General features: G+C 71.3%; 15 protein-coding genes. All 15 read left to right on the top strand.

Annotation, left to right across the window (positions count from 1 at the left end):
• The first annotated feature begins 61 nt into the window (after window positions 1-61).
• The 15 genes from Q392_RS00350 (at window position 62) to Q392_RS00280 (ending at window position 19280) form a co-directional block, all read left to right on the top strand.
• Window positions 62-1054: an NAD(P)H-dependent flavin oxidoreductase gene (locus tag Q392_RS00350; RefSeq protein ID WP_038200268.1), complete on the top strand. Its 993-nt coding sequence runs from the start codon at window positions 62-64 to the stop codon at window positions 1052-1054.
• A complete protein-coding gene (fadB, locus tag Q392_RS00345) occupies window positions 1041-3188 on the top strand; it encodes a fatty acid oxidation complex subunit alpha FadB (RefSeq protein WP_038200266.1) in 2148 nt (715 codons plus the stop codon). Before Q392_RS00350 ends, fadB begins: the two co-directional genes overlap by 14 nt.
• Window positions 3188-3985 (top strand): SDR family NAD(P)-dependent oxidoreductase, encoded by a 798-nt coding sequence (locus tag Q392_RS00340; RefSeq protein ID WP_051952570.1) that lies wholly within the window; start codon window positions 3188-3190, stop codon window positions 3983-3985. Before fadB ends, Q392_RS00340 begins: the two co-directional genes overlap by 1 nt.
• 2 nt (window positions 3986-3987) lie before the next feature.
• The gene (locus Q392_RS00335; protein ID WP_038200264.1) at window positions 3988-5139 is read left to right on the top strand and encodes an acyl-CoA dehydrogenase family protein; all 1152 of its coding nucleotides are present in this window, start codon (window positions 3988-3990) and stop codon (window positions 5137-5139) included.
• A gap of 10 nt (window positions 5140-5149) precedes the next feature.
• Window positions 5150-5962, top strand: a complete 813-nt coding sequence (locus tag Q392_RS00330; RefSeq protein ID WP_051952637.1) for an enoyl-CoA hydratase-related protein — start codon at window positions 5150-5152, stop codon at window positions 5960-5962.
• Window positions 5959-6921, top strand: coding sequence for a tripartite tricarboxylate transporter substrate binding protein (locus tag Q392_RS00325; RefSeq protein ID WP_051952568.1), 963 nt, complete (start codon window positions 5959-5961; stop codon window positions 6919-6921). The genes Q392_RS00330 and Q392_RS00325 overlap by 4 nt, the downstream gene beginning before the upstream one ends.
• A complete protein-coding gene (locus tag Q392_RS00320; protein WP_157007657.1) occupies window positions 6918-7709 on the top strand; it encodes an enoyl-CoA hydratase in 792 nt (263 codons plus the stop codon). The genes Q392_RS00325 and Q392_RS00320 overlap by 4 nt, the downstream gene beginning before the upstream one ends.
• Window positions 7710-7745: 36 nt before the next feature.
• Window positions 7746-8846 carry a CaiB/BaiF CoA transferase family protein gene (locus tag Q392_RS00315; protein WP_038200263.1) on the top strand — a complete coding sequence of 367 codons (1101 nt, stop codon included), beginning with the start codon at window positions 7746-7748 and terminating at the stop codon, window positions 8844-8846.
• Window positions 8847-10427, top strand: a complete 1581-nt coding sequence (locus Q392_RS00310) for a class I adenylate-forming enzyme family protein (protein WP_038200261.1) — start codon at window positions 8847-8849, stop codon at window positions 10425-10427.
• A gap of 5 nt (window positions 10428-10432) precedes the next feature.
• Window positions 10433-11584 (top strand): acyl-CoA dehydrogenase family protein, encoded by a 1152-nt coding sequence (locus tag Q392_RS00305; RefSeq protein ID WP_038200259.1) that lies wholly within the window; start codon window positions 10433-10435, stop codon window positions 11582-11584.
• A gap of 14 nt (window positions 11585-11598) precedes the next feature.
• Entirely contained in the window at window positions 11599-12771 is a 1173-nt protein-coding gene (locus Q392_RS00300; RefSeq protein ID WP_038200250.1) for an acyl-CoA dehydrogenase family protein, read from the top strand.
• Window positions 12772-12892: 121 nt separating this feature from the next.
• Window positions 12893-16192, top strand: a complete 3300-nt coding sequence (locus Q392_RS00295) for an acetyl-CoA carboxylase family protein (RefSeq protein WP_051952566.1) — start codon at window positions 12893-12895, stop codon at window positions 16190-16192.
• Between the two features lie 12 nt (window positions 16193-16204).
• Window positions 16205-16906 carry a nitroreductase gene (locus Q392_RS00290; RefSeq protein ID WP_038200248.1) on the top strand — a complete coding sequence of 234 codons (702 nt, stop codon included), beginning with the start codon at window positions 16205-16207 and terminating at the stop codon, window positions 16904-16906.
• Window positions 16891-18045: a CaiB/BaiF CoA transferase family protein gene (locus Q392_RS00285; protein ID WP_051952563.1), complete on the top strand. Its 1155-nt coding sequence runs from the start codon at window positions 16891-16893 to the stop codon at window positions 18043-18045. Before Q392_RS00290 ends, Q392_RS00285 begins: the two co-directional genes overlap by 16 nt.
• Window positions 18042-19280: a CaiB/BaiF CoA transferase family protein gene (locus Q392_RS00280; protein WP_038200244.1), complete on the top strand. Its 1239-nt coding sequence runs from the start codon at window positions 18042-18044 to the stop codon at window positions 19278-19280. Before Q392_RS00285 ends, Q392_RS00280 begins: the two co-directional genes overlap by 4 nt.
• Window positions 19281-19285 lie beyond the last annotated feature (5 nt).

Raw genomic sequence — 19285 nt, 5'->3', positions numbered from 1 at the left:
GTTCCAAATTCGTCGCATGCGACGATGCCCGGGATGGGGCGGGTTCAAAGAATGGGAACCCATGAAAACCCGCGTCACTGAACAGCTCGGTATCGCCTACCCCATCATCCAGGGCGGCATGCAATGGGTGGGCCTGGCCGAGCTGGCATCCGCCGTGTCCAATGCCGGCGGCCTCGGCATCCTCACCGGCCTCACGCAGCCCACGCCCGAGGCGCTGCGCGAGGAGATCGTGCGCTGCCGGGCGATGACGGACAGGCCCTTCGGCGTCAACCTCACGATCCTGCCGACCGTGAAGCCGCCGCCCTATGCCGAGTACGTGCGCGCCATCGTCGACAGCGGCGTGCGCATCGTGGAGACCGCCGGCAACAGCCCCAGGGAATTCATCAAGACCTTCAAGGACCACGGCATCACCATCGTCCACAAGTGCACGACGGTGCGGCATGCGCTTTCGGCCGAGCGCAACGGCGTGGACATGGTGTCGATCGACGGCCTGGAATGCGCCGGCCATCCCGGCGAAGACGACGTGGGCGGGCTGGTGCTCATCCCGGTGGCGGCGCGGGCGCTGAAGATCCCGGTGATCGCCTCCGGCGGCATTGCCGACGGCCGGGGCATGGCCGCCGCGCTGGCGCTGGGCGCCGAGGGCATCAACATGGGCACCCGCTTCTGCGCCACGCGCGAGGCGCCGATCCACGACAACGTCAAGCAGGCGCTGGTGAACGGCTCCGAGCGCGACACGGCGCTGATCTACCGCACGCTCAGGAACACGGCCCGCGTCTACCGCAACCAGATCGCGCACCAGGTGCGCGAGATGGAGTACCGCCCCGGCGGCTGCCGGTTCGAGGAGATCCGGCCGCTGGTGATCGGCACCCGCGGGCGGGCGGCGCTGCAAGGCGGAGAGGTCGACGGCGGCATCATCAGCGCCGGCCAGAGCATCGGCCTGATCGACGATGTGCCCACCTGCGCCGAACTGATCGGGCGCATGGTGGCCGACTGCCGCCGGCGGCTGCACATCGCATCCGGATGGGCCGGGGAGGGGCACGATGTTCGCGTCTGACACCGTGCAAGTGCGGCCGCTGGAGGGCGGGCTGGTCGAACTGTGTTTCGACCGCCGGGGCGAAGCCATCAACAAGCTCGACGACAAGGCGGTCGCCGAATTCGACCAGGCGGTGCGCGCGATCGCCGCCGCCGGCGGCGGCGTGCGCGGCGTGCTGGTGACCAGCGCCAAGGACGTGTTCATCGTCGGCGCCGACATCACCGAGTTCGGCCGCAAGTTCCGCCGCGGCGGCGAACAGGTCGCGCGCGAGGTGCTGGAGGCCAACCAGGTGTTCGTCCGCTTCGAGGACCTGGATGTGCCGGCGGTGGTGGCGATCAACGGCTTCGCGCTCGGCGGCGGGCTGGAACTGGCCCTGTGCGCGTCGCACCGCGTGATGTCGGAGCACGCCCGGATCGGCGTGCCGGAGGTGAAGCTGGGGCTGTTCCCTGGCTTCGGCGGCACGGTGCGGCTGGCGCGGGTGGGGGGGCCGCAGGCCGCGGTCGACTGGGTCGCGAGCGGCCGCAGCATCAAGGCGGACGAGGCGCTGCGCGCGGGCGTGGTCGACGCCGTCGCGGCGCCGGAGAGGTTGCGCGACGAGGCACTCGCCGTCCTGTGGCAGTGCGTGGAGGGCCGGCTCGACTGGCGGGCGGCGCAGCAGAAGAAGCGGGCCGCCGTGCCGGCCGCCGACCGGCGCGTGTTCGACGACGCGCTGGCGCAGCTCGCCCGGCACGCCAGCAGGCACCAGCCGGCCGCCGAGATGGCGGTGCACATGATGCGCGCCGCGGCCGGCGAGGACCGCGCCCGCGCGCTGGCGATGGAGGCCGAGGCCTTCGGCGCCGTGACGCAGACCCAGGCGGCGCGATCGATGGTGCAGGCCTTCCTCAACGAGCAGGCGGTGAAGAAGCGCGCCCGCAGCCAGGCCGAGGGAGGGCGCACGGTGCGGCAGGCGGCCGTGATCGGCGCCGGCATCATGGGCGGCGGCATCGCCTACACGACCGCGCTGCGCGGAACGGCGGTGCGCCTGAAGGACATCGCGCCCGCGGCCCTCGAGCTCGGCGTGAACGAAGCGCGCCGCCAGCTCGCGAAGCAGGTACAGCAGGGGCGGCTCACCCAGGAGAAGGCGGACCGCATCGCCGGCGCGATCACGCCGCAGCTCGACGACGCCGGCCTGGACGCGGTGGACATCGTGGTCGAGGCCGTCGTGGAAAGCCTGCCGGTCAAGCACCGGGTGCTGACCGCCCTGGAAGAACATGTCCGGCCCGGCACCGTGCTCGCATCGAACACGTCGAGCCTGCGCATCGACGACATCGCCGCGCCGCTGGCGCGGCCCGAGGACGTGGTCGGGCTGCATTTCTTCAACCCGGTGCCGGTGATGCCGCTGGTCGAGGTCGTGCGCGGCACGCGCAGCAGCGACGCCGCGGTCGCGACCGCCACCGCGCATGTCATCGGCCTGGGCAAGACGCCGATCGTCGTGAAGGACTGCCCGGGCTTTCTGGTCAATCGCATCCTCACGCCCTACGTGCTCTCCTTCTGCGACCTGGTGGCCCAGGGTGCGGACCACGAGCGCATCGACCGCGCGCTGGAAGCCTTCGGCTGGCCCATGGGGCCGGCCTACCTGGAAGACGTGGTGGGCCTGGACACCGGCAGCCATGTGATCGACGTGATCTCCGCCGGCTATCCGCAGCGCATGCACCCCGGGGAGCGCAACGTCATCCGCGCGTTCGCCGAGGCCGGGCGCCTGGGCCAGAAAAGCGGGGCCGGGTTCTACGACTACGACGCGGCCGGCGGCAGGCCGAAGCGCAGCAGCTCGGCCGAGGCGCGCGCGCTGGTGCGGCAGATGCAGCGCGGTGCCGTCTGCGGCCTGGACGATGCGCAGATCGTCGAACGCATGATGCTGCCGATGCTGCTGGAGGCCATCCGCTGCCTGGAGGAAGGCGTGGTGCGGACCGCCGCCGAACTGGACCAGGCCATGCTGCTGGGCGTGGGCTTTCCAGCCTATCTGGGCGGGCCGCTGCAGTACGCGGACTGGCTCGGGCTGCCCCGCCTGGCGGCGCGCTGCGCGTCGCTCGCCGCCTGCGGGCCGATGTTCGAGGCGCCCGCATTGCTGAGCGAGATGGCCGCGCAAGGCGGCAGCTTCTACCCTGCCGAGCGCTGATGGGCCCGGGCCTGCCCGAACCGGCCGGGGGTCTGCCCTCGTTCTCGCTGGCCGGGCGATGCGCGCTGGTCACCGGCGCCTCGGGCGGCCTGGGCGAACACTTCGCGCAACTGCTCTCGGCTGCCGGCGCGCGTGTCTGGCTGGCAGCGCGGCGCGTCGAACGCCTGCGCTCGCTGGAGTGCCGGTTGCGCGCGCAGCAGACGCAGGCCGACAGCGTGGCCATCGACGTGACCTGCGCGCAATCGGTGGCGCAGGCCTTCGACGCCATGGCGGCGCACGGCTGCGTGCCCGACCTGGTGGTGAACAACGCCGGCATCGGGCTGGGCACGCCGGCGCTGGAAACGCCCGAGCATGATTGGGACCGCGTGGTGGATACCAACCTCAAGGGCGCCTGGCTGGTCGCCACCGAGTCCGCGCGCCGGCTGGTCGCGGCCGGGCTGGGGGGCAGCATCGTGAACGTCGCCTCGATCCTCGGCCAGCGCGTGCAGCCGGCGGTGGCGCCGTACGCTGCCTCCAAGGCCGGCCTGGTGCACCTGACCCGGGCATTGGCACTCGAGTGGGCACGCCATGGCATCCGGGTGAACGCGCTGTGCCCCGGCTACATCGTCACGGACATCAACCGGGACTTCCTGAACAGCGAGCCGGGCGACCGCCTGCGCCGGCGCATCCCGCAGCGCCGGTTCGGCCGGGCGTGCGATCTCGACGGCCCGCTGCTGCTGCTGGCCAGCGACGCGGGGCGGTACATGACCGGCGCCGTCGTGGCGGCCGACGGCGGCCATCTGGTGAGCGGACTCTGAGCATGCACTTCGAACTCGACGACGAAGAGGAACAACTGCGCGCGAGCGTGGCGCGGCTTCTGCGGGACCGGGCGCCCTTCGAGCAGCGTGGGCGGCTGGCGTGCAGCGAGCAGGGTTGGGACCCGGCCCTGTGGCCCGCACTCGCGGCGCTGGGCGTCACTGCGCTGGCGCTGCCCGAGGCCGACGGCGGCTTCGGACGCCGCCCGGTGGCGCTGCTGCCGACGCTGCGGGCGCTGGGCGACGCGCTGGCGGTGCAGCCCTTCCTGGCGACCGCCGTGCTCGGGGCCACCGCACTGGTGCACGCCGGCAGCGACGCCCAGCGCAAGCGCCTGCTGCCCGGCATCGCCGACGGCAGCCGCATCGTCGCCTTCGCGCATGCCGAGGCGGCTGCCCGCCACGAGCGGCTGTGGATCGGGACACGCGCACGTTGCGCGCAGGGCCGCTGGCTGCTGGACGGCTGCAAGCACAACGTCCTGTTCGGGGCCCAGGCCGGGGCGATCGTCGTCAGCGCGCGCGATGCGCAGGATGCGATCAGGCTGTTCCTGCTCGATCCGGCGCAGCCCGGCGTGGAGCGCGAGGCGACGCGCCTGATCGACGACACGCCTGCGGCGGACCTGGCATTGAGCGCCGCCCCGGCGGAGCTTCTGCCGGGAGATGGGGCCGCGGCGCTGGACGCGGCGTGCGACGCGGGCATGGCGGCCGTCTGCGCCGAAGCCCTGGGCGTGGCCGAGCGCGCCCATGCGTTGACGGTGGAGTACGTGCAGGCGCGCCAGCAGTTCGGGCGCGCGATCGGCAGCAACCAGGCCGTGCGGCACCGGGTCGCCGAGATGCGGGTGGCGCTGGAGATGCTGCGCAGCGCCGCGATGGCGGGCCTGCTGGCGCTCGAGACGCCGGACAACGACGAACGCGCGCGCGAACTGGCGCGGGCCAAGATGCTCGCCGCGCGCCACGGGACTTTCGTGACGCGGCAGGCGATCCAGTTGCACGGCGGCATCGGCATGACCACCGAGTACGCCGTGGGCCACTGCCTGCGCCGCATGACCGTGCTGGACATGCTGTTCGGCGACGGCTCGCACCATGCCGCCTGGCTCGGCACGGCGCTCGCGCGGGGAATCGTCGCAAGCGACGATGGAATGCGCGCGGCCGCGCCCTAGCATGCCCGGCATGGAACATCCGCATGCGCGCATGAAGCGCGACGGCGACGTCGCCGTGATCACACTGGACAATCCCGGCAGGCGCAATGCGCTCAGCCGCGAGATGCAGGAGGGGCTCGCGAAGCTGCTGGCCGAGGTGCGCGCGGACACGTCCATCGGCGCCCTGCTGCTGACGGCCGAAGGCGGCGCATTCTGCGCCGGCGCGGACCTCGCGGGCAATGCGATCCCTGCCGGCCAGGCGCACCTCTCGCGCGGCCAGGCCACCCGGCAGGTGATGGAGGAGCTCTCCAATCCGCTCATCCTCGCCCTGCGCGACCTGCCGATGCCGGTGGTGTGTGCCCTGCCGGGCGTGGCGGCGGGCGCGGGCGTGGGTCTCGCGCTGGCCGCCGACGTGGTGATCGCCGCGCGCTCGGCCTACTTCTACCTGCCCTTCATTCCCAGGTTGGGCATCGTGCCGGACCTGGGCACCACGTGGTTCCTCCAGCAACTGCTGGGACGCGGCCGTGCCACGGCGCTGACCCTGCTGGGCGACCGCGTGAGCGCGGAGCAGGCGCTGGCGTGGGGGCTGGTGTGGCGCTGCGTGGACGATGCCTCGCTGCAGGACGAAGCCCTGGGCATCGCGCGGCGGCTGGCCAGCCTGCCCGCGCACGCCGCGGTCGAGACGCGCCAGGCCTACGAAGCCGCCGGGCGCAACGATCTGCGCGCGCAGTTGCAGTACGAGGCTCAGCGGCAGGGCGTGTTGCTGGACCGGCCCGAGTTCGAGGAGGGCGTGCGCGCCTTCCTGGAGAAGAGAGAACCCCGGTTCCGGAGACCTGCCCCATGATCCATCGCCGCGCCTGCCTGGCTGCTCTGGCGCTCGCTGCCGCATGCACCGCCCATGCCCAGCGGGGTTTTCCGATCGCCGGCAAGCCGGTGACGCTGATCCTGCCGGCGGTGGGCGGCTCCACCGGCGACCGTGTGCTGCGGATGTTCGCGGAGCGTCTCAAGGACGACTGGAAGGTCCCCGTGGTCGTCGACGCGAAGCCGGGCGCCTCCGGCGTGGTCGGCACCGTCCATGCCGTCAATGCGGCGCCCGACGGCCACACGATCCTGCTCGGCTACAGCCACCTCACGCAGGCCTATGCCTTCGAGCAGAAGCGGCCCTACGACGCGCTGACCGACCTCATTCCGGTCGCGCGCATCTGCGACCTGCCGATGCTCCTGCTCACCGCCGACACGTCGGTCAGGACGCTGGACGAGCAGATCGCCAAACTCAGGACCGTCAAGGGCAGCTACGGCAGCTATGGCAACGCCACCACCTCGCAGATCTACTCCGAGCTGGTCGACAAGCGCAACGGCCTCGGCATGGTGCACGCGGCGTACAAGGGCACGCCGCCGCTGGTGACCGACCTGCTGGGCGGGCAGATCGATACCGCGGTGATCGACCTGGGCAACACGATGGGCCATGTCAAGGCCGGCAAGCTCAGGGCGCTGGCCATCACCGGCGAGAAGCGCAACAAGCTGGTGCCGGACGTTCCCACCTTCGCCGAACTGGGCTACGACGAGGTGTCGCAGCCCGGCCGCTACTGGCTGATGCTGCCCAAGGGCACGCCCCCGGCCACGGTGGAGCGCATCCGGGCCTCCGTGCTCGACGTGCTGAAGTCGCCCGAACTGCAGGAGCAGCTCTACGCGATGGGCATCGAGCCCGCGCCGCCGGTGCGCGAGGACGTCGCCGCCAACATGCGCGCGGACGTGGACTACTGGAAGCGGGTGGTGGAGATCACCGGAAGGCCCGTCGAGTGAGCGCCGGGATCGGCGTCGAGCGCAGGGACGACGGCTGCACCGTCGTCACGCTCGACCGTCCGCAGGCGCTCAATGCGCTGTCCATGGCCTTGAGGCGCGCGCTGGCGGAGGTGTTCGCTTGCCTGGTGCGCGATGAGTGCACGCGCGTCGTCGTGCTCACGGGGGCGGGCCGCGCATTCTGCGCGGGCCTCGACCTGCGCGAACTGGCACAGTCCGACCGGCTCGCCGAGCTGGCCGTCAGCGGCGCGGCCGACGACGTCGTGCATGCGGTGCGCTCCTTTCCCGGGCCGGTGATCGCCGCCGTCAACGGGCCCGCCGTCACCGGCGGCCTGGAACTGGCGCTTGCGTGCGACGTGCTCATCGCCTCGGACCGGGCCACCTTCGCCGACACCCATGCCCGCGTGGGCGTGCTCCCGAGCTGGGGCATGTCGCAGTATCTGCCGCGCCTCATCGGTCGGGCGCGTGCGCTCGAGATGTCGCTGGGCGGCGGCTTCGTCGATGCCCGGCAGGCCGAGGCCTGGGGGCTGGTCAACCGCGTCGTGCCGCACGAGGAACTGCTCCCCGAGGCCCTGCGCCTGGCGGCCGGGATGCTGGCCGCCGCGCCCGGTCTCCTGCCGGCGTACAAGCGCCTGGTGGACGAGGGCCTGGCGGGTACCCTGCAGCAGGGCCTGCAGACGGAGGCGCTGCGTGCCCGCGAATGGGCCGGACGCATCGATCGCACCGCGCTGGGCGGGCCTGCCAGACGATTCGTCCGAACGGACGACCCGGCGCCGCCGCATGCTGTCTAGGATCGACGGGAATGAAACAACCCTGGGGAGATCAACATGGCCGGCCCGCTTGAAGGACTGCGCGTGGTCGAGATGGCCGGACTCGGGCCCGGGCCGTTCTGCGGCATGCTGCTTGCCGATCTCGGCGCCGACGTGGTCTGCATCGAGCGCATCGGCACGGCGCGCGACGCCACCGACATCACCGCGCGCGGCAAGCGCCACGTGGCGCTGGATCTCCAGGCCGCGGACGGCATCGACGCCGCGCTGGCGCTGATCGCGAAGGCCGACCTGCTGGTCGAGGGCTTCCGGCCCGGCGTGATGGAGCGCCTGGGCCTCGGTCCCGCCCCGTGCCTGAAGCTCAATCCCACGCTGGTGTACGGCCGCATGACCGGCTGGGGCCAGACGGGGCCGCTGGCCGGCGCTGCCGGCCACGACATCAACTACATCGCCGTCACCGGGGCGCTGCACGCCATCGGCCGCCCGGGCGAGGCGCCCCCGCCGCCGCTCAACTACGTGGGCGACTATGGCGGCGGCGCGATGCTGCTGGCGGTGGGGCTGCTCGCGGCGCTGCACGAAGTCCGCCGTTCGGGGCAGGGGCAGGTGATCGACGCGGCCATGACCGACGGGGCCGCGCTGATGTCGTCCCTGTTCTACGGGCTCAAGAGTGCGGGTGGCTGGAGTTCTCATCGGGGCGACAACCTGCTGGATGGCGCCGCGCACTTCTACGACACCTATGCCTGTGCCGACGGCAAGTTCGTTTCCGTGGGGGCGCTCGAGCCGAAGTTCTTCGCGCAACTGTGCGAGCTGTGCGGCCTGGAGAGCGAGTTCGCCGCCGGGCAGATGGATCGCTCGCGCTGGCCCATGATGAAGCTGCGGCTGGCGGACGTCTTCCGGACGCGCACGCGCGACGAGTGGTGCGCCGTGCTCGAAGGCACGGACGCCTGTTTCGCGCCGGTGCTCGATTTCGACGAGGCGCCGCACTACCCGCACAACCTGGCGCGCGGCACCTTCGTCACCCTGCAGGGCGTGCTGCAGCCCGCACCGGCCCCGCGCTTCTCCCGCACGCCGTCCGCCCAGCCTGTCCCTGCGGGCCGGGAGGACGTCTCGGTCGTGCTCCAGCGCTGGAGTGCCGTGGCCCGGACCGGCGTGGAGGCCTGAGTGCAGCTCACGCAACTGTTGCGCAAGGCCGCGCGCGAGCGGCCGCAGGACGTGGCCATCGTGGACGGCGCGCGCCGTCTCGGCTTCGCGGAACTCGCCGAACGCAGCGCCCGCCTCGCCGCCGTCCTTCACGAGTTCGGCGTGCGCGCGGGCGACCGCGTCGGCCTGCTGGCCCACAACTCGCATCGCTATGCCGAATTCCTGATGGGCGCGTGGTGGGCGGGCGCGGTGGTCAACCCGGTGAACACGCGCTGGTCCGCCGCCGAGGTGGCGGCTTCGCTCGACGACTGCGACACGCGGATCCTGCTGGTCGACGAGCACTTCGCGGACATGGCCGCCGGCCTGCCCGAACGCGCTGCCTGCCTGCGCTCGCTCGTGTTCTGCGGCAACGGTCCGCCGCCGCACGGCATGGCCGACCTGGAGGCGCTGCTCGCGGCGGCGTGGCCGGCGGCCGATGCCGACAGGGGCTTCGACGACCTGGCGGCGGTGATGTACACGGGCGGCACCACCGGGCGGCCCAAGGGCGTGATGCTCTCGCACCGAAACCTGCTGGTGAATGCGCTGGCCACGGCCGCCGTCTTTCCCGAGCCGCTGGACCGCGTGGGCCTGGTGGCGGCGCCCATGTTCCATATCGGGGGCTGCGCGCAATGGCTCCAGTTGCTCGTGGCGCTGCGCGCCCGGACGGTGCTGGTGCCCTTCTTCGACGAGCTGCGGGTGCTGCAGGCGATCCAGCAGGAGCAGGTGACAGACACCTTCCTCGTGCCGACCATGCTCAAGCGGCTGATCGAACACGCGCGCTTCGGCAGCTTCGATCTTTCATCGCTGCGCACGGTGCTGTACGGCGCCGCCGCCATCGACGAGACGCTGCTCGCGGCGGCCATGCGGGCTCTGCCCGGCGTGAAGTTCCAGCAGCTCTATGGCATGACGGAGGCGGCCCCGGTCGTCTGTGCGCTGCCGCCGTCGATGCATGCGCCCGGCCCGCAGCAGGGGCGCCGGCTGCGGGCCGCCGGCTTCCCGACGGCCGTCGCGGCCATCCGCATCGTCGATGCGTCGGGCAACGAGGCGGAGCGCGGCGCCACCGGCGAAATCACGGTCCGCGGACCCACGGTGATGCAGGGCTACTGGCAGCGCCCCGAGGAGACGGCCGCCGTGCTGGCGGACGGCTGGCTGCACACCGGCGACGCCGGCCGCATCGACGAGGAAGGACTGCTGCACGTGGTCGACCGCATCAAGGACATGATCGTGACCGGCGGGGAGAACGTCTTCTCGGCGGAGGTGGAGAACGTGCTGGCGGAGCATGCGGCGGTGCAGTCCTGCGCCGTGATCGGCATTCCCGATGCCGACTGGGGCGAGAAGGTGCATGCGGTGGTGGTGATGCGGCCGGGCCACACCGTCGCGGAGCAGGCGCTGATCGCGCATTGCCGCGAGCGCATCGCCGGCTACAAGTGTCCGCGCAGCGTCGAGTTCCGGGCCGAGCTGCCGCTGTCCGCGGCAGGCAAGCTGCAGAAGTTCCAATTGCGCGCTCCCTGGTGGGAAGGGCAGGCGCGTCGCGTGGGCGGCACGGCCGCCGCCGGGAGGTGAGATCCATGGCCATCCGGTTCGACAGAAGCTGGTCCGACCCCGACCTGGACCTCTACCGCGACACCGTCGTGCGCTTCATCGAGGAAGAACTCGCACCCGGCGACGAGGCGGCGCGCCGCGACGGCCACGTGGGCCATGCGGTGTGGCGCAGGGCGGGCGAGCTGGGCCTGCTGTGCGCCGACATCCCCGAGGACCATGGCGGAGGCGGCGGCGACTTCCGGCACGAGGCGGTGGTGTACGAGGAGATGGCGCGCCGCGCGCTCACCGGCATGAACACCTCGGTGCATGCCATCGTGGCGCACTACATCCTGAACCACGGCACGCAGGCGCAGAAGCAAAAGTACCTGCCGCGCATGGCGCGCGGCGAACTGGTGGGCGCGATCGCCATGACCGAACCCGGCACGGGCTCGGACCTGCAGGCGATCCGCACCCGCGCCGAGCGCACGCCGGGCGGGGGCTGGCGGATCGACGGCAGCAAGACCTTCATCAGCAACGGCTACCTGGCCGGACTGGTGCTCGTGGCGTGCAAGACCGACCCGGCGCAGCGCGCCCGGGGCATCTCCATCCTGATCGTGGAGACGGCGCAGGCGCCCGGCTTTCGCGTGGGCCGCATGCTGGCCAAGATGGGGCTGAAGGCGCAGGACACGTCCGAACTCTTCTTCGACGGCGTGCAGGTGCCCGCCGAGAACCTGCTCGGCGGCGAAGAGGGCCAGGGCTTCCGCCAACTGATGAGCGACCTTCCCTACGAGCGGCTGATCATCGGCGTGATGGCGCTGGCCGCGATGGAAGGGGCCTACGAGGCGACGCTGCGCTACGTGCGCGAACGCGAGGTGTTCGGCAAGCCGCTGGCCGAGCAGCAGAACACCCGCTTCAAGCTGGCGGAGATCGCCACGCAGATCGCGGCGGGCCGCGCGTTCATCGACCAGTGCGTGCACAGGCTGATGGCCGGAACGCTCGACACCGCGACCGCGTCGATGGCGAAGCTGTGGGGCTCCGAGACGCAGGGCCGCGTGATCGACGAATGCCTGCAGCTCTTCGGCGGCTACGGATTCATGGACGAATATCCCATCAGCCGCATGTATACGGACGCGCGCGTGCAGCGCATCTACGGCGGCACCAGCGAGATCATGAAGGAAGTGATCGCGCGTGCGCTCTGACACGAAAGACCAGGATGGACCTGCAACTCGACGCTGCGCAGGCGGCCTTCCGCGACGAAGTGCGCGCCTTCATTCGCGAACGCCTGCCCACGAAGCTGCGCGAGCGCGTGCGCAAGGGCCTGCGGCCTTCGCGGGAAGACGTGGTGGCGTGGCAGCGCATCCTGCACGAGCGCGGTTGGGCTGCGCCGCACTGGCCACGCGAGTTCGGCGGTGCAGACCTGGGACAGATGGAGCGGCTGATCCTGGTCGACGAGATCCAGCGCGCGCCGGCGCCCATGCCGCTGCACTTCAACCTCACCATGCTGGGGCCGGTGCTGTTGCAGTTCGGAACGCCCGGCCAGAAGCGCGACTGGTTGCCGCGCCTCGCGCGGCTCGACACCTGGTTCTGCCAGGGGTTCTCGGAGCCGGGCGCCGGCTCGGACCTGGCGTCGCTGCGCACCACGGCGCGCCGCGAGGGCGACCACTACATCGTCAACGGCCAGAAGATCTGGACGACCTACGCGCACATGGCGGACTGGATCTTCTGCCTGGTGCGCACGGGCAGCGAGAGCCCGCGCAAGCAGGAGGGCATCAGCTTCCTGCTGATCGACCTGAAGACGCCGGGCATCGCCATCCGGCCGATCCGCACGATCGACGGGGATCACCACCTGAACGAGGTCTTCTTCGACGATGTGAAGGTGCCCGCCGGCAACCTCGTGGGCGCCGAGGGCAGGGGCTGGGAGATCACCAAGTACCTGCTGGGCAACGAGCGCACGGGGCTGGCCTACGCGGGCACCAGCCGTGACCGCCTGGCGCACGCGCTCGAGATCGCCGCGCGTACGCGCGAAGGCGGCGCCCGCGCGATCGACGATGCGTCGATCCGGTCCGAATTCGCATGGCTGGACGCAGAGCTGCGCGGACTGGAGATCGCGAACTGGCGGCTTCTGCTCACGCCGTCTGCGCAGCGGGAGAACCACGCGTTCGCGTCCGTGCTCAAGCTCAAGGGCGTGGAGATCCAGCAGCAGATCGCCGCGCTGATGCTGCGCGTGCTGGGGCCCGCCGGTCTCGTGCGAGCGGACGAGCACGAGGGCGAACGCGCCGAGATGGCAGTGCCGGCGACCCGTTACCTGTTCACGCGCGCGTCCTCCATATATGGCGGGACGAGCGAAGTCCAGAAGGACGTGCTCGCAAGGGCCCTGCTCGGTTGAGTCCGCGCCGCCGCGGGGATTCGTCGATATCGACGATGTGCGGCCTCGGGCCCGGCTGGAATCATCTGCCCAGGAGACAACGGCACGGACGCGGGATCGCGCCGCCGCCACCAGAAAGCGCATGATCGACAAAGCGAGCGAAGCCGGGCGCGAACCCTTCCGGAAAATACTGGTTGCCAACCGCGGCGAGATCGCTGTGCGCGTCGCGCGCGCTGCCGCCGAGCTGGGCATGAAGACCGTGGGTGTGTATTCGGCCGACGACGAGGCGTCGCTGCACTGGCGCCGCTGCGACGAAGCCGTGGCATTGGGCGCCACCGGCGCGTCGGCCTACCTGGACGGTGAAGCCCTGGTCGCTGCCGCGCTGGCGACCGGCTGCGATGCGGTGCATCCGGGCTACGGCTTCTTGAGCGAGAACGCGGGCTTCGCGCGCCGTTGCGCCGAGGTCGGCCTGGTGTTCGTTGGTCCCAGGCCGGAAGTCCTGGACCTGCTGGGCGACAAGGCGCGCGCGCGCCGGCTCGCGATGGGGTGCGGCATCCCGGTCGCACGAGGCCTGTCGGAAGCGGTCACGCTGGACGCTGCACGCGAATTCATGGCCGGGCTGGGTAACGGCGGCAAGGTCATGGTCAAGGCGCTCGCGGGCGGCGGCGGCCGGGGCATGCGGGTGGTGGAAGACATCGCGGCCCTGGACGAGGCCTATGCCAGTGCACGGTCGGAAGCCGGCGCCGCCTTCGGGCTCGACGGGGTGTACGTCGAGGAACTGGTCTTTCCCGCCCGGCACATCGAGGTGCAGGTGGTAGGCGATGCCGGCGGCGAGGTCGCGCACCTGCACGAGCGCGAGTGCAGCCTGCAGCGGCGCCAGCAGAAACTGGTGGAGTTCGCGCCGTCTCCCTCTCTCTCGCCGTCGCTGCGCGAGCAACTGGCGGAAGCCGCCACGGCGCTGGCGAAAGCGGCGGGCGTGCACACGCTGTGCACCTTCGAATTCCTGGTGGAGACGAATGGGCGTTTCGTCTTCATGGAAGCCAATCCGCGCCTGCAGGTCGAACACACCGTGACCGAGGCAGTCACCGGCATCGACCTCGTGCAGGCCCAGTTCCGGCTCGCGGCGGGTCGCTCGCTCGCGGCGCTTCATCTGGCGCAGCGCCACATCCCGGTCCCACGGGGCCTCGCGGTGCAGCTGCGCATCAACATGGAGCGCGTCGACCCCGATGGCCGGGCCGTTCCGGCGGGCGGCATGCTGCGCGCCTTCGATGCGCCGGGCGGTGGCGGCGTGCGCATCGACACCTTCGCCCGCAGTGGCTGGTCGCCTTCGACCCGCTTCGACTCGCTGCTCGCCAAGCTCATCGTGCACGTGCCTTCCGGCGATCCGAAGGAACTGTTCTCGCGGGCCTCGCGCGCCCTGGCCGAGTTCCATGTCGATGGCGTGCCCACCAACATCGGCTTCCTGCAGGCGCTGCTGTCGGATGCGGACGTGGTGGCCGGACGCGTCGACACGCGCTTCGTCGAGCGTCATGCGCGGCGGCTGGCGGAAGCGATGGCACACCAGCCGCGCCTGCCCGCGCTGCCCGCACCTGCCTCGCATCCAGACGCGGCCTCGGCGCCGGCGGTGGAGGACGCGCCCGCCGGGTGCATCGTGGCGACCGCCCCGATGGGTGGCGTGCTTGTGCGCTATGCCGTGGCCGCCGGCGAACCGGTGCATCGCGGCCAACTGCTGGCCGTGATCGAGGCGATGAAGATGGAACATGCGGTGCAGGCCGCCGAGTCCGGCGTGATCCTGTCCTTGCAGGCGACGCTTGGCGACGCTGTGCTGGCCGGCCGCCCGCTGCTCTGGCTGGCGCCGCAGGACGTGGCGCACGAGGCCGTCGAGGGCGTCGCAGTCGAGGACGACCCGCTGGCCGCCCGCCGCCTGGAAGAACTGCGCGAGCGCAACGCGGCGCGGCAGGACGAAGCCCGGCCCGACGCGGTGGCCAAGCAGCGTGCCCGCGGCGCGCTGACCGCGCGCGAGCGCATCGCCCGGCTCTGCGACGCGGACAGCTTCGTGGAAACGGGAGGCCTGGTGATGCCGGAGGGCGCGGACAACGCGCCGGCCGACGGGCTCATCATCGGCTCGGCGCGCATCGGGGGCCGCGGCGTGATCGTCATGGCACAGGACTTCACCGTGTTCGGCGGCAGCTCCGGCCACCTGGGCCGCAGCAAGCTGCTGCGCGGCATCGCGCAGGCGCGGCGCAACGGCATGCCGCTGGTGATGCTGTTCGACGGCGGCGGCCACCGCATCCAGGACGGCCAAAACTCGCGCCAGTTCTCGTCGTCGACGCCGATCTTCCAGGAGTTCTCCTGGCTGTCGGGCTGGGTGCCCATCGTCTCGGCGGTGCTCGGCGCGGGCTTCGCGGCCAACACCAACTACTCGGCGATGTCCGACCTGGTGGTCATGGTGCGCGGCAAGTCGGAGATGGGCCTGGCGGGGCCGGCCCTGGTGAAGGCCGGCACGGGGGAGACCATCAGCGGCCAGGCACTCGGCGGCGCCGCCCTGCAGGTGGACCGGCACGGCCTGGCCGATCTGGCGGTGGACACCGAGGAGGAGGCGTTCGCGGCCATCCGCGGCTTCCTCGCGTTCCTGCCTTCGAACGCCCGCCTGCCCGCGCCCGTGGCGGCCGGCGCGCCGGCGCCCGACGGCGCATCGCTGCGCGGCCTGGTGCCGGCCAACACCCGCCAGGGCTACGACATCCGCGGCGTCGTCGCGGGCATCGCGGACACCGGCTCCTGCTTCGAGCTGAAGCCGAGCTACGGCGCCAACATCGTCACCAGTTTCGCGCGCCTGCGCGGCCAGCCGGTCGGCTTCATCGGCAACCAGCCGCTCGTGAAGGGCGGCATGATCGACAGCGCCGCCGCGGAGAAGGCCGCGCGCTTCATAGCGCTGTGCGACGCCTACGGCCTCCCGCTCATCTACCTGGTGGACATCCCGGGCATGTCGATCGGCTCCGAGGCCGAGCGCAGCATGCTCGGCCGGCGCAGCGCGAAGATGCTGTTCGAACTCGGCCACGCCACCGTGCCGCGCATCTCCATCGTGCTGCGCAAGGGCTACGGCCTGGGCTACGTGGCCATGTGCGGCGGCCGCGGCTTCGAGCCCGATGCCTGCCTCGCCTGGCCCACGGCGGAGATTTGCGCGATGTCGGTCGAAGGCTCGGTCGACGTGGCCTACCGCAAGCAGTTCGTGGATGCCCCGGACCCAGCCGCGCGCCGCCAGGAGATCATCGACGGCATCCGCGCGCGCGTGAGCGCGCTGCAGGCGGCCGAAGGCTTCGGCATCGACGATGTCATCGACCCCGCCGAAACGCGCGCCCGGCTGCTCGAGGTGCTTGCGCTGGCACCGCCGCGGCGCCCGTCCGGCATGCCGGCCAAGTACCGGTCGATCCCCCCTATCTGAGGAAGTGCAGCGATGCATGCCGATTCCGCCACTCCACGGCCTGTACCGGACCCGCTGGATTTCGAGCGCCTGCTCGATGCGCGGGCCAGCTGCCGCGGATTCCTGCCGGCTCCCGTACCCGAGGCGACACTGGGCCGCATCCTGCGAGCCGCGCAGCGCACGCCCTCCTGGAACAATGTGCAGCCCTGGCAGGTCATCGTGACGCAGCCTCCGGCCACCGGCAAGCTGCGGGCGGCACTGCAGGAACCGCAGCCAGAGGAGGCGGGATTCGAGATCCCGCCGCCGTCGGAATACCGCGGCGTCTACCTTGAGCGGCGCCGCGCCTGCGGCTTCGGCCTGTATGCGAGCGTCGGCATCGCCAAGGGCGACCGCGAGGCTTCGGCGCGGCAGGGCGCCGAGAACTTCCGGCTGTTCGGTGCGCCGCACATGGCGCTCGTCACCAGCGACAGGCTGCTGGGGACCTATGGCGTGCTCGACTGCGGCGCCTATGTCAACAACTTCATGCTGGCTGCGACCGCCAACGGCGTGGCCACGATTGCGCAGGCCGCGCTTGCGCAGCGCTCGGCATTCCTGCGCCGCTGGTTCGGAATCGCCGAGGATCGGCTGATCGTCTGCGGCATTTCCCTCGGCTATGCGGATCCTGCTCATCCGGCCAACCGCTTCCGCACGTCGCGGGCGCCGATCGAGGACACCGTCCGATGGGTGCGGGAGTGACGACCGGCGCCGCGGGTGCACGGACCGGCCCGTTGCACGGGCTGAAAGTCATCGAGTTCGCCGGCCTCGGCCCGGCACCCTTCTGCGCCATGCTGCTGGCCGACATGGGTGCGGAAGTCCTGCGCATCGCGCGCCCGGGCTCGCGCGTCGGTCCGTACGACGTGACCTGCCGCAGCCGCGCCACCGTCACGGTGGATCTCCGGGCCGACGGCAGCGCCGACGCGCTGCTGCAGGTGATTGCCGGCGCAGACGCGTTGATCGAGGGCTTCCGCCCGGGCGTCATGGAGCGCCTGGGCCTGGGCCCCGCTGCGTGCCTGGCCGCCAACCCGGGCTTGGTCTACGGCCGCATGACTGGCTGGGGCCAGGACGGTCCGCTGGCCCAGGCGGCGGGGCACGACATCAACTACATCGCGATCTCCGGTGCGCTGCACGGCATCGGTCCCGCCGGCGGCAAGCCCGTGCCTCCGCTGAACCTGGTGGGCGACTATGGCGGCGGCGCCATGATGCTGGGCCTGGGCGTGCTCGCCGCGCTGCTCGAGGCGAAGAGTTCCGGCAAGGGCCAGATCGTGGACGCTGCGATGACCGACGGCTCCGCGCTCCTGTGCGCGGGCATGTTCGCCGGCCATGCCTCCGGCCGCTTCAATACCGAGCGCGGCGACAACCTGGTGGACGGTGGTGCGCACTTCTACGACACCTACGCCTGCGCGGACGGCAAGTACGTCGCCGTCGGCGCCATCGAGCCTCAGTTCTACGCACTGCTGCGGGAACTCTGCGGCATCGACGATCCGGTATTCGATGCCCAGATGGACCGGGTGCTCTGGCCGCTGCTGAAGCTGCGGCTGGCCGATGCGTTCCGCACCCGGACGCGCGACGAATGGTGCGCGCTACTGGAGGGCACGGATGCCTGCTTCGCGCCGGTGCTCGACTGGACCGAGGCGCCGCTCCATGCGCACAACGTGGCACGAGAGACCTTCGTGAACGTCGCGGGCGTCGTCCAGCCGGCGCCCGCCCCGCGCTTCTCGCGCACCCTGTCCACGGTCCCGACGCCGGCCCGTCAGGCCGGCCGGGAAGAGCTGTCGCGACGTTGGGGATTCCCGGCATCGCTGCTCGACAACACATCGCAGGAGAACCCGTCTTGAGACCTGAACTTCCCCCTGTCCGGCCGCGTCCCGCGGGCAGCGAGACGCCGCTGCGCGACCTGCGCATCGTCGACTTCTCGCATTTCATCGCCGGCCCGTATGCCACCCTGATCCTGGCGGACATGGGCGCCGAAGTCATCAAGATCGAGACCGCGGGGCAGGGCGACAGCTTCCGCCAGTACCCGCCGCAGTTGGGCGACCAGGGCGTTCCCTATCTCTGGGTGAACCGCAACAAGCAGAGCGTGGCGCTGGATCTGAAGAGCGACGAAGGCCGTCGGGTCGCGTTGGAACTCATCGCCAAGGCCGACGTCGTCGTCGAGAACTTCTCGACCGGCGTCATGGAGCGGCTGGGCCTGGACTACGCCACGGTCTCGCGCGACAACCCGGGGCTGATCTACTGCTCCATCTCGTCCTACGGCCGCAGCGGCCCGTATGCGGACCGCGTCGGCTTCGACCCCATCGTGCAGGCGGAAAGCGGATTCATCTCGATGAACGGCGACCCGGCGCTCCAGCCCGGCTATCGCGCCGGGCCGTCCATCATGGACATCGCCACGGCGATGATGTCGGCCAACGCGATCCTCGGCGCCTACGTGGCGAGGCAACGCACCGGCAAGGGCCAGATGGTGGAGACCACCATGATCGAGAGCGCCGTGAACATGCTCGGCAACTTCTCGCTCGCGTACCTGGCCACGGGCACGAGTCCCACGCGCTTCGGCAACACGCAGGCGACCGCTGCGCCCGTGGGTGCGTTCGAGACGGCAACCGGCCCGCTCTACCTGGCCTGCGCGAACGACCGGGTGTTCCAGCGCTTCGCGCGCGACGTGCTGGACGATCCCGAGATGGCGGAGTACCCGGCCTATGCCAGCAGTGCGAAGCGGCGCGAAAACCAGAAACAGCTGATGACCGAGGTGGGGCGCCGGCTGAAGCTGCACGACCGCGAGACCTGGCTCGCGCGCATGCACGCCGCCGGCGTGGCGGGCGGCGCCATCCGCACGGTGGGCGAGGCCATGGATGCGCCGGAGATCCGCGCGCTGGGATTGCTCAGCGAGATCCCGCATCCCACGCTGGGTTCGATCCCGAACGTCGGTTTGCCGATGCACTTCAGCGGGACCCCGCTGGCGGATCCGGTGGCCGCACCCGTCCTGGGCGCCGACACGGAAAAGGTGCTGCGGGATCTCCTGGGATACGACGCCGCGCACGTGGCCCGGCTGCGCGAGCGCGGGATCTTCGGATGAGCCCC

It is taken from the genome of Xenophilus azovorans DSM 13620, from assembly GCF_000745855.1.
In the GTDB taxonomy this organism is placed as follows: domain Bacteria; phylum Pseudomonadota; class Gammaproteobacteria; order Burkholderiales; family Burkholderiaceae_C; genus Xenophilus; species Xenophilus azovorans.
The sequence above is the reverse complement of the archived record's forward strand: the minus strand, read 5'-3'. Positions and strand labels throughout refer to the sequence as shown.